The sequence below is a fragment of the Janthinobacterium sp. FT14W genome (assembly GCF_009208755.1).
GTDB classification, from domain to species: domain Bacteria; phylum Pseudomonadota; class Gammaproteobacteria; order Burkholderiales; family Burkholderiaceae_D; genus Janthinobacterium; species Janthinobacterium violaceinigrum.
Map to the genome: position 1 here is coordinate 85,630 of NZ_WFLL01000009.1, position 11,719 is coordinate 97,348.

Here is an 11,719-nt window from a genome sequence, read left to right on the forward strand (position 1 = left end):
AAGATTACTCACAGGAATGAAATGAACGACGCCATCGAATGGACCAGTCTTGCCCGCACTTTCGGGCTGTTTACCGTCACGGCCGTGGCTGAGCTGCTGGGCTGCTACCTGCCCATGCTGTGGCTGAGCAACAAGGGCAGCGCCTGGCTGCTGTTGCCAGCCGCCATCAGCCTGCTGATCTTCGTGTGGCTGCTGACCCTGCATCCGGCCGCCAGCGGCCGGGTGTATGCCACGTATGGCGCCATCTATATCGCCACGGCCCTGGGTTGGCTGTGGCTGGTGGACGGCATCACGCCCGCCTGGACCGATGTGGCGGGCGTGGGCCTGGCCCTGGCGGGCGCTGCCGTCATTGCCATGGGCCATAAAACGGCCTGATGTGCATCAGGCGGCATGCGCGCGGAAGTTCGTTTCCGCCGACCATGCCGCGCTGGCGCGGGCCAGCAAGACGGCTTCGCCATCGGCCAGCCAGTCGTCCGCATCGGCGATCTTCCACATGGCTTGCAGCAGCTTGCGGCGCAAGTCCGGGTCCGTGATTTCGTCCAGCAGGCTGTCGATCACGCCATTGCCCAACTGAATGGCGCCATGCACGGTGAACGTCAGCATGTCGTCGCACAGGTCTTGCAGCAGTTGCTGGAAGGCGGCCGGCTCCAGCTCGATATGCTCGAGGATCTTGCTGCGGTGCATGGCTTGCAGCTCGGCGCTGGCCAGGTTGCCGTCGACCACCATCATCAGGGCCAGGATACGTCCCGCTGCCTGGGGACTGTTCATTGCATACGTACGCATAATTTCTCTTTCATTGTAAGTTTAAAGGCGCGCCACCGCCCCGCGGGGCGCGCCGTACTGCCGTTTTACTTCTTGTCGCTGCGGGTGATGAAGACGCTGGCCACGCAGCTCGACACGATCAATACCGCCACCACCAGCAGGGACGCTTCGACAGGCACGTGGTACCACGGCATGACCAGCATCTTTGCGCCGATAAACACCAGCACCATCGCCAGGCCATACTTGAGCATGTGGAAGCGGTCCGCCACGTCCACCAGCAGGAAATACAGGGCGCGCAAGCCCATGATGGCGAACAGGTTCGACGTGAAGACGATGAACGGGTCCGTCGTGATGGCGAAGATCGCCGGGATCGAGTCCACCGCAAACACCAGGTCCGTCACCTCGATCAGGATCAGCACGAGGAACAGGGGCGTCACATAGCGCAAGCCACCCTTTGCCACGAAGAAGCGCTCGCCGTGGTCGCCATCGGCCACCCGCAAGTGGCGGCGGGCAAAACGCAGCACGGGATTGTTCGCCACGTCCGGCTCCGCATCGGCCGCCACCAGCATGCGCATGCCGGTAATCAACAGGAAGGCGCCGAACAGGTACAGCACCCAGCTGAACTCGCTCACCACCCAGGCGCCGGCCATGATCATCACGGCACGCATGACGATGGCGCCCAGCACGCCGTAAATCAGCACGCGGCGCTGGTACTGGATCGGCACCTGGAACGCGCTGAAGATCAGCAGGAAGACGAACACGTTATCGACGGACAGCGCTTTCTCGATCAGGTAGCCGGAGAAAAATTCCAGCGCCTTCTGGTTGGCGATCTCGGGGCCGGCCGTGCCGTTCAGATACCACCACAGGCCGCCGTTGAACAGCAGGGCCAGGCTGACCCACACGAGCGACCACGTCGCCGCTTCCTTGACACCCACCTTGTGCGCCTTGTTGCCGCCGAAGACGAACAAGTCCAGCGCCAGCATGAACAGGACGAACACGATGAAGCCGGCCCACATGGGCAATACTTTCCAGGCCATTCATCGGCGGCCTCCGCACTGCTCTGTTTGTATTCTGTAGTCCATGGCACTCTCCTTGCATGAATTGAGCAGCCATCATAGGCTGAATATAAACATCGAACAAATCGAATATAATTTATAAATACATCGAAAAATTCGATGCATTGATTCTCCGGGGAAACCATGTCGACACTCAACTTCAAGCACTTGCGCTATTTCTGGATGGTGGCCAAGACGGGCAGCATCGCCCGCGCGGCCGAGCAGCTGCACCTGACGCCGCAATCGATTTCCGGGCAGCTCAGCGAGTTTGCCGACACCCTGGGCGTGGAACTGTTCCGCCGCAGCGGGCGCCAGCTGGAATTGACGGACACGGGCAGGCGCATCCTCAGCCATGCGGAAAGCATCTTCAGCACGGGCGATGAATTGCTGGAAATCGTGCGCGACCAGTCGCGCACGGCGACGACCACGTTCCGCGTGGGCTGCGCCGATTCCGTCTCGAAACTGATCGCCTGCCGCCTCGTCGCGCCGGCGCTAAGCCTGGCCGAACCGCTGCGCATCATTTGCCGCGAAGGCCGGCTGGCCAGCCTGCTGGCGGACCTGGCCGTGCACCGGCTGGACCTGATCATGGCGGACCGCCCCATGCCGGCCCACTTGAGCGTGCGCGGCTTTAACCACTTGCTGGGCGAAAGCGGCATGACCCTGTTCGGCACGCCAACGCTGGCCGCCACCCTGACGGGCGGCTTTCCCCAGTGCCTGGACGGCGCGCCGTTGCTGCTGCCGGGCGAAGACTTCGCCATCTACGGCCGCTTGCTGCAATGGCTGGGCGATAACAATCTGCACCCGCGCATCGTCGGCGAGTTCGACGACAGCGCCATGATGAAGGCCTTCGGCCAGTCCGGCGCCGGCCTGTTCTTTGCGCCCACCGTGATCGCGCCCCAGGTCTGCGAACAATATGCCGTGGTGGCGCTGGGCCGGGTCGACAGCCTCGTCGAGCAAGTGTATGCGATCACCACGGAACGGCGCCTGAGCCACCCGGCCACCATCGCCATCAGCCAGAGCGCGCGGCACGAGCTGTTCGTGTAAGCCTGTGGCGTCCGGGCCGCAACTGGCGCCGCAAGGGCAGGCCCTTGCCGATTTTCCAGCCGGGGCATGGCTGTTGTCGTCAATTGCCCACAAATAAGGCAGACGAGAAGCATTCGGACAAATATATCTCTATAATGGCAAGTCTTCCCGACGCCCTGCGCGCCCCTTCCTGGACTTGCCGCAATGAAGCACTTGCACGACATCCCCTCTGCCTTCAAGCATGAATTCGCCAACCCGCGCCTGTGGTGGTCGCGCGCCGTCGTCGTCGGCATGGCCGCCATCGCGGGCCTCGTCGTCGTGGGATTTACGTGGCTGGCGGAAACGGCGCTCGATTGTTTTCTGTTTTTTAACGGCAAGGCCTGGTGGTTTGCCCTGCTGTGGACGCCCGTTTGCGCCGCCCTGCTCGTCTGGCTGACGCGCCGCTATGCGATGGGTGCGGCCGGTTCCGGCATCCCGCAAGTGATGGCGACGCTGGACCCGGCCGTGGCGCCCGAACAGCGCTCGCTGTTTGTCTCATTGAAACTCAGCGCCGCGAAGATAGGCCTGACGGCGGGCGGCTTGCTGGGGGGACTCTCGCTGGGGCGCGAAGGCCCGTCCGTGCAGATCGCGGCCGGCGTGATGCTGGCCGCGCGGCGCTGGCTGCCCCGCCACTCGCAGGTGAGCGCCCATTCCTTGCTGGTGGCGGGCGGCGCGGCCGGCATCGCGGCCGCCTTCAATACGCCGCTGGCCGGCGTCATGTTTGCCATCGAGGAACTGTCACGCTCGCCCGAGCAGCGCAACAGCGGCCTCATCGTGGCTGGCATCGTACTGGCCGGCATGATGGCCGTCTCCATCCACGGCAACGCCACCCACTTCGGCATCATCCACCCGGGCCCCATCGGCCTGGCGCTGGCCCTGCCCGGCTTGCTGGTGACCCTAGTGGCGGGCGTGGCGGGCGGCCTGTTCGCGCGCCTGCTGCTGGCGTCCGCCAAGGGCAATCCCCTGGGCAAGCTGTCCGCGTGGAGAAAAGGCCGGCCCGTGCTGTTCGCCGCCGTCTGCGGCTTGCTGGTGGCGGCCATCGGCATCGCCAGCCACGGCGCCACGTTCGGCAGCGGCACCGTGGCCACGCGCGCCATGCTGGAAGGCGCGTCCGACGTGGCGCCCGCCTTCGTGGCCTTCAAATATGTGGCGACGTGGCTGACCGTATGGTCGGGCGTGCCGGCCGGCATCTTCGCCCCGTCCCTGGCCATCGGCGCCGGCATCGGCCACGATATCGCCATGCTGCTGCACTATCCGCACGCGCCCGCGCTGATCGCGCTGGGCATGGTGGGTTTCCTGGCCGCCGCCACGCAGGCGCCGTTGACGGCGTTTATCATTGTCATGGAAATGGTCGACGGCCACGGCATGGTGCTCAGCCTGATGGCGTGCGCCGTCGTGGCCAGCACCGTGTCGCGCGTGCTCAGCGAACCGCTGTACGGGGCGCTGGCGCAGCTGCAGCTGCACAGGCTGCCGCAGGACAGCCGGGACGCTACATCGTAAACGGAAACGGCTGCATGCCCGCCTGCCTGTCATCGGGGGCGACGACGGCCAGCAAGGCGCTCAAGCCCTGGTTCAGGTGCGCCAGGCTGTCGGGGTCCAGCTGGGCCAGCGCGCTGGGCAGCAAACCGCGCGCCGGCTGCGGCGCGCCGGCGATCACGGCCTGCCCTTCCAGCGTCAGGGTCAGGGTGACCACGCGCTGGTCGGGCTGGTCGCGCGCCTTGCGCACATAGGTTTTTTTCACCAGCGCGTCGACCAGGTTGCTGGCCGTTGTCTGGTGGATAGACATCTTGCTTGCCAGCTCGCCCATGCGCAGGCCCGGCCGCTCCAGCAATTCCTGCATCACCCACAATTGCGCGCCCGACACGCCGCACTGCTTCTCGATTTGCGCCGAGTGCCGCTGCGCCGCGCGCATGACGACGCGCATGTTTTGCAATGCCATGCCTTGCGCCCTGGCCATCGCCGAAACTTCCGCTTCCACCACCATTGCCTCCAGTTATCCTGCCGGCTTCGCGCCTGCTGGCGGGCCGGAATCCGTACATGATACCTGCAAAGGCGGGCGCGCTCCTACTGCCTAATGGCGGCAGGGACGGGTTCGCCAGCCTGCCACGCCTGTTCCAGCACCAGCTTGCCGGCCTGGTCCCATTGACGCTCGATGCCGTGCTGCTTGCCGTGGTCGTACGGCACGATCTGGCGCAGGCTGCCGTCATCGTACCAGGCCTGCAGCAAGCCGTGGCGCTGGCCGTCCAGCATGGGAGTGACCGTGGCGCGCACGCCATTGTCAAACCACTGCGTCACGTCGCCCTGCTCGCGCCCTTGCGCATCCTGCTGCCAGGCGACGGACGGCTTGCCGTTGCTGCCCCACTTCTGCATGCTCAGCAGCTTGCCCTTGCGGTACAGCGCCTTTTGCGCCAGCTGGCCATTCTCGTGGCTTTCAAACGACCAGCCATCGGCTTCGCCCTGCACGAACACCGTCCTGGCGCGCAAGCTGCCATCCTGCGCATAGGTGAGGAATTCGCCATCCTGCCTGTCATCGACAAAATGGCTGCGCTGAAACAGCTTGCCATCGGCGTAAAACACTTGCTGCAAACCATACATCCTGCCGCCCTTTAAATGCGCGCGGCTGCTCACCTTGCCATTCGGGCCGTAGGACACATATTCGCCATCGGCCATGCGCTTGCCGTGGTAGGTGATGCGGTTCATCAGCTGGCCGTTGTCATGATACGTTTCGGCAATGCTGTCGCGCCCGTTCGGCAATGCGGTCACCCGCTGCTGGACCTGGCCATTCTCGTAGTACACGCAGCCACCGGGCAGCTCCACGCCCTGGGCATCGAAATAGGTTTCGCGCAGCAGCTGGCCATTCACGTAATAATACTTGCGAAACTTCACGAACTTGACCTGGCTCAAGTCCAGGTCCGTGGCATAGGTTTCAAAGGCCAGCACGCCCGGCGTGTCGGGAAATTCGAGCCGCACATGCCAGGCCCCCAGCACCTCGTCGCGCACGGGCGGCATGCGCAGCGCATACGCGGCGCCGCGCTGGCTGCTGGGCATAAAATTTTCATCCAGATACATGCTGCGGTCTTCTTCCTGTCGCGTTGGTGTTTTCTCCGCCGGCTGTTCCTGGGCCGCCAGCGGCAAGGCCGTACCCAGCGCGGCGGCCAGCAGCCAGCGCATCGTCCGTTGATTCTTCATGTTGCTCCATTGCTCATATTGCATTGCGGCTGCCATCATAAAGGCAAGCGCCGTTCGCCGCGGGCACGATTGCCGCGCCCAAAATAAAAAACCGGGACCGGACCTGCTGGTCCGGTCCCGGCCTGGGGACATGCGCGGGCGCGGCAGGCGCGCCACACGTCAGCCCACGCCATCCTTGACGGGCGACAGCTGGCTCGCATGCAGGCGCGCATACGCGCCGCCCTGCTGCAGCAGGGCCGCATGGCTGCCCGATTCCACCAGGCGGCCGCCCTGCATGACGACGATGCGGTCCGCGCTTTCGATGGTGGACAAACGGTGGGCGATGACGATGGTGGTGCGGTTGCGCATCAGCACTTCCAGCGCCGCCTGCACCGAACGCTCCGACTCCGTGTCCAGCGCGCTGGTGGCTTCGTCGAGCAGGAGAATCGGCGCATCCTTGTACAGCGCGCGGGCGATGGCCAGGCGCTGGCGTTGCCCGCCCGACAGGCGCGAACCGTTCTGTCCCGCCTGCGTTGCGTAGCCTTGCGGCAGCTGCACGATGAAGTCGTGGGCGTAGGCGGCGCGCGCCGACGCTTCGATGCGGGCCTGGTCCGGCGCCGGGTCGCCATACGCGATATTTGCCGCCATCGTATCGTTGAACAGGATCACGTCCTGGCTGACGAGGGCGAACTGGCGCCGCAGGGCCAGCAAGGCATAGTCGCGCACGTCGATGCCGTCGAGCAGGATCTGGCCGCCGCTGACGTCGTAGAAACGGGGTAGCAAGCCCAGCAAGGTCGTCTTGCCGCCGCCCGAGCCGCCCACCAGGGCCACCGTTTCGCCGGCGCGGATGTCGAGCGAGATGTTGCTCAGGGCCGTGGGCGCATCGGGGTCGTCGCTGTTGTAGCGGAAGTTGACGTTCTGCAGGGACAAATTGCCCTGCACCGTGGCGGGCGCCAGTGTGCCCGGGTCCGGTTCCAGCGGCGTGTCGATCAGGCCGAAGACGGATTCGGCCGCCGCCAGGCCCCGCTGCAGCGGCTCATTGATCTTGGTCAGGTTCTTGATCGGCGACTGCATGGCCATCAGCGCCCCCATGAAGGCGACAAACGCGCCCGGCGTGATGGCGCCGCTTTGCGCGCGCAGCATGGCGAAATAGATCACGGACGATAGCGTGATGCCGACGAGCATCATGATGAAGCCGGAATTCATGGCCGAGGTGGCCGCGTGCTTGACGGCCAGCTGGCGGTTGCGCTTGACCACGTCGACGAAGCGCGCCTGTTCATAATCCTGGCCGCCGAAGATTTTCACCACGCGCTGGCCGGCTATGCTTTCGTCGAGCACGGACGTCAGCTCGCCCACGGCTTGCTGGGAACTCTTGCTCAGGTGGCGCATGCGCCGGCCCGCCAGGGTCACGACGATGGCCACGATGGGCATTGAGGCCATGCAGAACAGGGCCAGTTTCACGTCGATGCTGAACAGCAGGACCAAATAGCCGATGGTGGCGACGGAATCGCGCACCATCACGTTGAGCACGTTCAAGCCCGCCTGCGATACCTGGCTGGCGTCGAAGGCCACGCGCGACTGCGTCAGGCTGGTGGTGGTGGTATCGAAAAAGCGGCTGGGCAGGCGCATGATGGTGGCGAACATCTTTTCGCGCAGGTCCGCCTGCACCCGGCTCGATAGCCAGACGGAACCGTAATCGCCGGCGAAGCTCGACACCATGCGCAGCACGGCCAGGCCCAGGATGGTGGCGGGAATCACCCACAGATCCACCTGCCCCGCCTGTGCCGGCAAGAAACGGTCAACCCAGCCCTGCAGCATGCCCATCACGCCGGACGCGGGCGCGGCCTGCGTGCTGGCCGTCGCGCGCATGGCGTCTACGACGTTTTGCAACTGGCGGATTAACAACACATCGGTGGCGGACGCCACGCCCACGGCCAGCAAGGTGGCGGCAACGATGGCGCCATAGCGGCGAAACTGGCCGGCCAGGCGAAAGAACAGGAGGCGACTTTGCTGCATGCAGATGGGAAAAAAGAAGGTAAAACGTGATTCTAACCGTTGCGGGAGGCTTTCCCACGAGAAAGTAGAGAAGCATGGCTTGCGCGCCTGGCGGCAGCCGCGTGGCCATGGTGACAATTGGAGATGGTGATGGCGAAAATACGACCTACACTTGCTGAGCTAGCTTAACGATGCCGAGGCATCGGGACTGGCCCTACGCGCCGCGGGCCTGGCGGCGCGCCCCCTTCCTGGAGATACCATGAGCGTTCCCATCTACAAAGTCAATGCCGTGCACCTAGCCATCGACAAGAGCCATCCGCCGCATTTGCATGTGAGCGCGATCGGCGAAGTCAGCTCCGGCGGCTGGAAGGCGGCCACCCTCGCGCCCCGCGTCTACATCAAGCCGCCGCAGGACGGCATCCAGGACCTGGACTTCGAGGCGACGCCGCCGAAGGGCAGCGAGCCCGTGATCCAGGTCATCCTGCCCATCGCCGCGGGCGCCGTCCTTGCCCTGCCGGACTGGCTCAAGGGCGTGCGCGTGCATGCCAAGACCAATGCCGTGGTCACCTTGCTCACCGACGAAGCGAGCTTGCGGCAAGTGGCCGCCATCAACCACGACTAGGCAGCCGCGCACCAACTGCGGCCAGCCGTCGCGGCGCCGCCCTCCCGGCAAGGAAGGGCGGCCGGTTCTTATTGTTTTTTCACTTTCCAGTCGCCGGCGCCCGCCTTGCAGACCGTCAGCTTGAGAGTCTGTTCCTGGCCCTTGGCGCTCAGGGCCACCTGCACCTTGCGGCAGGTTTGCGCGTCCGTCTTTTGCGTGTCGCTGGCCGTGATCTCGGCGGCGATGCGCACGGAATTGCGCAAGCCTTCATTGCTCCATTGCACGGTTTCGCCATCCTTCTTGTCATTGAGCACGTCGCCGACGGCTTTCACGAAGACGGGCTTATCGTTCTTGTTCAGGTAAGCCATCGGCGTATCGGCCAGGAAACCCAGGCCCACGGCGGAAGCGGATGCGCTGAAGACGACGCTGCCCAGTATCAGGGCGGACAACAGTGTGGCGGGACGAATACGCATGAAAAACTCCTTGTAAAGTAAAAATAGGGACCGGGAAGCGGAAGCGCCGGGATGGCACTCAGCCGGGATCCGCCGGCGAGATACCCACTGCCAGCAAGGCATCGATGCTGGGCACGAAATAGATCGCCGACGACAGCGCCGTGGAAAAATCCAGCAGCCTGTCCGTTTTGGTGATGCCATCATAGCCTACGCCGTACATTTGCCGCAGCATGCCCATAGTCACCGTGATGTCCTTGCAAAAACCGACAAACATGACGCCCGCCTCGCCGGCATTGGCGTAATTGGCATTGCGGCGCACGATATCGACTTCCTCGCCATCGCGGATGAACTGATTGCGGCCCACGTGGGAATCGACGGGCAGCGGCGACAATTCGTGGCTGCCCGCCTTGGTGCGGCCCCACACCTGTTCCGCCGCATGCACGGGCAAGGCGCGCAGGCGCTCCACCTCCATGCGCCATTTCTGCAGCAGCACGGTGGAGCCGCCCGCGCCCGCCTCGCCGTCGGGAATGATGGCCACGCCGTGGGCGCGGAACGGATTCGGATTGGCGACGCCGTCGGCAAAGCCGTCGAAGGTCACATTGTTATGGTAGGGAAAACACACCTGCTCGCTGGCCAGCTCGGCGAAAGGCCCCAGCAAGGTAAGCGCCGTGCGCATGCTGTCGTACAGGGTGGCCGCGTTCGACTGCGTGATCCAGACCCAGAAATCGTGCTGGGTGGCCGGCGCCGTCTTGCCGTTGGCACCCACCAGGTCGTGGTCGAACGATGCCATATTGTCCGGCACGCAGCCGGGACACGCGGCGCGCCACAGCTCGGGCCGAAAACCCAGCACCACGTTGGCCGTGCCGCCCGTCAACTGATGGTGGCGGTTCAGGGTGGGGTCCAGGATGCCCGTGACCTGGGATTCCCACAGCTTGCCCAGCACCCTGAACAGCTGCTGCCGTTCGACGCCTGCCTTGATATTGAACTGCAAATGCACTTCATCGCGCGCGACGACGGACAGCATGCTTTGTGGAATTGCCATGACAGATATTCCTCTTTTGATGTGCTATGTGGATGGTAAACCAGGAAGTGCCGGATGCCAGTTTTATTTAAGCAACATGCGACAACTGTAACTATAGGTAGTCATGAATTGAACGATAATGCAATGACGTAGAGCAAGAATAAAAATGGATACCATTGCATGAAACTGTATGAAAAGCTCGTTGGCGACATCGAGCAACTGGTCGCCAAGGGCGTGCTCCTGCCCGGCGAACGCATTCCGTCCGTGCGCCAGACCAGCCAGCAGCACAAGCTGAGCATCACCACGGTGCTGCGCGCCTACGTCAAGCTGGAAAGCATGGGCGTGATCGAAAGCCGGCCCCAGTCCGGCTACTTCGTGCGCCCCCGCGCCGGCGACATGGCCACGCCGTCCATCTGCATGCAGGCGTCGCACCCCAGCCCCGTGCCGGCAGAAGTGCACGTGAGCCGCCTGGTGCTGTCGACCCTGCGCTCGATCGGCTTGCACGACGCCATCCCGCTGGGCTCGCCCTACCCCGACCCCTCGCTGTTTCCCTGGGAACGCATCAACCAGTACGCGGGCGCGGTGGCGCGCCGCAACCGCGCGTGGAACGTGACGGACGACCTGCCGCCGGGCAACCCGCAGCTGATACGCGAAATCGCCCGCCGCTACCTGGAAAACGGCCTGGCCGTCGATCCCGACGAAATCATCGTCACCGTGGGCGCCACGGAAGCCATCAACCTGTGCCTGCAAGCGGTGGCCAAGCCGGGCGACACCATCGCCGTCGAGTCGCCCACCTTCTACGCCATGCTGATGGCCGTCGAACGGCTGGGCATGAAGGTGGTGGAAGTGTCCACCGACCCGTATGAAGGCATCAGCATCGAGGCGCTGGCCGACATCATGGCCCGGCAGCCGATCGCCGCCGTCATGGTGATGCCGAACTTCCAGAATCCGCTGGGCTTCCAGATGTCGGACCAGCGCAAGCGGGCCCTGGTCCAGCTGCTGGAGCAGCACGACGTGCCCGCCATCGAGAACGGCGTCTACAACGAACTGTATTACGGCGACGCCCACCCGTCCTCGCTCAAGTCCCACGACCGCAAGGGCCTGGTGCTGCACTGCTCCTCGTTTTCCAAGAGCCTCAGTTCCGCGCAGCGCGTGGGCTGGGCCCTGGCCGGACGCTACCGGGGCAAGGTGGAAGAACTCAAATTCCTCAACACCCTGGCCACGTCCTCGTTTCCCCAGCTGGCCATCGCCGAATACCTGCAAAACGATGGCTACGAACAGCATCTGCGCCGCACCCGCAAGGCGTATGCCCAGCAGGCGCGCATCATGGCGGCCGCCGTGCTGCGCTTCTTTCCTGCCGGCACGAAAATCTCGCACCCGCAGGGGGGCTACGTGCTGTGGGTGGAATTGCCCGGCAATATAGACTCCATGCAGCTGTACCGGCGCGCGCTCGAATGCAAGATCACGGTGGGCCCGGGGCGCATGTTTTCCGTCAGCCAGGCCTACAAGCATTGCATCCGCCTCAATTACAGCTATCCGTGGAGCGTGGACATCGAGCAAGCCATCATCCTGCTGGGCAAACTCATCACCGAATTCCTCTAGG

Annotated in this window: 12 protein-coding genes; 5 read left to right on the forward strand and 7 right to left on the reverse strand. The window is 64.2% G+C overall.

All coding sequences use genetic code 11. The features are described from left to right. Nucleotides 1-21 precede the first annotated feature (21 nt). The gene (locus GCN74_RS08895) at nt 22-375 is read left to right on the forward strand and encodes a YnfA family protein (protein WP_152256324.1); all 354 of its coding nucleotides are present in this window, start codon (nt 22-24) and stop codon (nt 373-375) included. A 6-nt stretch (nt 376-381) separates the two neighbouring features. Here GCN74_RS08895 and GCN74_RS08900 read toward each other — a convergent pair whose 3' ends face one another. Then, on the reverse strand, nt 382-783 hold the full coding sequence (locus GCN74_RS08900) for a TerB family tellurite resistance protein (protein ID WP_226938945.1): 402 nt from the start codon (nt 781-783) through the stop codon (nt 382-384). A gap of 65 nt (nt 784-848) precedes the next feature. After that, entirely contained in the window at nt 849-1,799 is a 951-nt protein-coding gene (locus GCN74_RS08905) for a TerC family protein (protein ID WP_226938946.1), read from the reverse strand. 162 nt (nt 1,800-1,961) lie between these two features. Between GCN74_RS08905 and nhaR the strand changes: the two genes are divergently transcribed. Further along, nucleotides 1,962-2,861: a transcriptional activator NhaR gene (gene nhaR / locus GCN74_RS08910; RefSeq protein ID WP_152256325.1), complete on the forward strand. Its 900-nt coding sequence runs from the start codon at nt 1,962-1,964 to the stop codon at nt 2,859-2,861. A 183-nt stretch (nt 2,862-3,044) separates the two neighbouring features. After that, the gene (locus GCN74_RS08915; RefSeq protein WP_152256326.1) at nt 3,045-4,379 is read left to right on the forward strand and encodes a chloride channel protein; all 1,335 of its coding nucleotides are present in this window, start codon (nt 3,045-3,047) and stop codon (nt 4,377-4,379) included. Here GCN74_RS08915 and GCN74_RS08920 read toward each other — a convergent pair. The 3 genes from GCN74_RS08920 to msbA all read right to left on the reverse strand — a co-directional run bounded on the left by GCN74_RS08920 (nt 4,369) and on the right by msbA (nt 8,063). Then, entirely contained in the window at nt 4,369-4,863 is a 495-nt protein-coding gene (locus GCN74_RS08920; protein WP_152256327.1) for a MarR family winged helix-turn-helix transcriptional regulator, read from the reverse strand. The two genes, GCN74_RS08915 and GCN74_RS08920, sit on opposite strands and share 11 nt — an antisense overlap. An 80-nt stretch (nt 4,864-4,943) precedes the next feature. Then, nucleotides 4,944-6,068, reverse strand: coding sequence for a toxin-antitoxin system YwqK family antitoxin (locus tag GCN74_RS08925; RefSeq protein ID WP_193317015.1), 1,125 nt, complete (start codon nt 6,066-6,068; stop codon nt 4,944-4,946). 159 nt (nt 6,069-6,227) lie between these two features. Next, the gene (msbA, locus tag GCN74_RS08930) at nt 6,228-8,063 is read right to left on the reverse strand and encodes a lipid A export permease/ATP-binding protein MsbA (protein ID WP_152256329.1); all 1,836 of its coding nucleotides are present in this window, start codon (nt 8,061-8,063) and stop codon (nt 6,228-6,230) included. Nucleotides 8,064-8,301: 238 nt separating this feature from the next. Between msbA and GCN74_RS08935 the strand changes: the two genes are divergently transcribed. After that, a complete protein-coding gene (locus GCN74_RS08935) occupies nt 8,302-8,664 on the forward strand; it encodes a hypothetical protein (protein ID WP_152256330.1) in 363 nt (120 codons plus the stop codon). 68 nt (nt 8,665-8,732) lie between these two features. Here GCN74_RS08935 and GCN74_RS08940 read toward each other — a convergent pair whose 3' ends face one another. Further along, nucleotides 8,733-9,116 carry a hypothetical protein gene (locus GCN74_RS08940; RefSeq protein ID WP_152256331.1) on the reverse strand — a complete coding sequence of 128 codons (384 nt, stop codon included), beginning with the start codon at nt 9,114-9,116 and terminating at the stop codon, nt 8,733-8,735. 58 nt (nt 9,117-9,174) lie between these two features. Beyond that, nucleotides 9,175-10,137 carry a Dyp-type peroxidase gene (locus tag GCN74_RS08945; protein ID WP_152256332.1) on the reverse strand — a complete coding sequence of 321 codons (963 nt, stop codon included), beginning with the start codon at nt 10,135-10,137 and terminating at the stop codon, nt 9,175-9,177. 159 nt (nt 10,138-10,296) lie between these two features. On the opposite strand from GCN74_RS08945, the gene GCN74_RS08950 reads away from it, so the two are divergent. Next, entirely contained in the window at nt 10,297-11,718 is a 1,422-nt protein-coding gene (locus GCN74_RS08950) for a PLP-dependent aminotransferase family protein (protein WP_152256333.1), read from the forward strand. The last annotated feature ends 1 nt before the right edge of the window (nt 11,719 follow it).

Excerpts from the sequence above, each read along its gene's own strand:
- GCN74_RS08895 (WP_152256324.1), top strand. The coding sequence starts at position 22 with ATGAACGACGCCATCGAATGGACCAGTCTTGCCCGCACTTTCGGGCTG.
- GCN74_RS08900 (WP_226938945.1), bottom strand. The coding sequence starts at position 783 with ATGCGTACGTATGCAATGAACAGTCCCCAGGCAGCGGGACGTATCCTG.
- GCN74_RS08905 (WP_226938946.1), bottom strand. The coding sequence starts at position 1,799 with ATGGCCTGGAAAGTATTGCCCATGTGGGCCGGCTTCATCGTGTTCGTC.
- nhaR (WP_152256325.1), top strand. The coding sequence starts at position 1,962 with ATGTCGACACTCAACTTCAAGCACTTGCGCTATTTCTGGATGGTGGCC.
- GCN74_RS08915 (WP_152256326.1), top strand. The coding sequence starts at position 3,045 with ATGAAGCACTTGCACGACATCCCCTCTGCCTTCAAGCATGAATTCGCC.
- GCN74_RS08920 (WP_152256327.1), bottom strand. The coding sequence starts at position 4,863 with ATGGTGGTGGAAGCGGAAGTTTCGGCGATGGCCAGGGCGCAAGGCATG.
- GCN74_RS08925 (WP_193317015.1), bottom strand. The coding sequence starts at position 6,068 with ATGAAGAATCAACGGACGATGCGCTGGCTGCTGGCCGCCGCGCTGGGT.
- msbA (WP_152256329.1), bottom strand. The coding sequence starts at position 8,063 with ATGCAGCAAAGTCGCCTCCTGTTCTTTCGCCTGGCCGGCCAGTTTCGC.
- GCN74_RS08935 (WP_152256330.1), top strand. The coding sequence starts at position 8,302 with ATGAGCGTTCCCATCTACAAAGTCAATGCCGTGCACCTAGCCATCGAC.
- GCN74_RS08940 (WP_152256331.1), bottom strand. The coding sequence starts at position 9,116 with ATGCGTATTCGTCCCGCCACACTGTTGTCCGCCCTGATACTGGGCAGC.
- GCN74_RS08945 (WP_152256332.1), bottom strand. The coding sequence starts at position 10,137 with ATGGCAATTCCACAAAGCATGCTGTCCGTCGTCGCGCGCGATGAAGTG.
- GCN74_RS08950 (WP_152256333.1), top strand. The coding sequence starts at position 10,297 with ATGAAACTGTATGAAAAGCTCGTTGGCGACATCGAGCAACTGGTCGCC.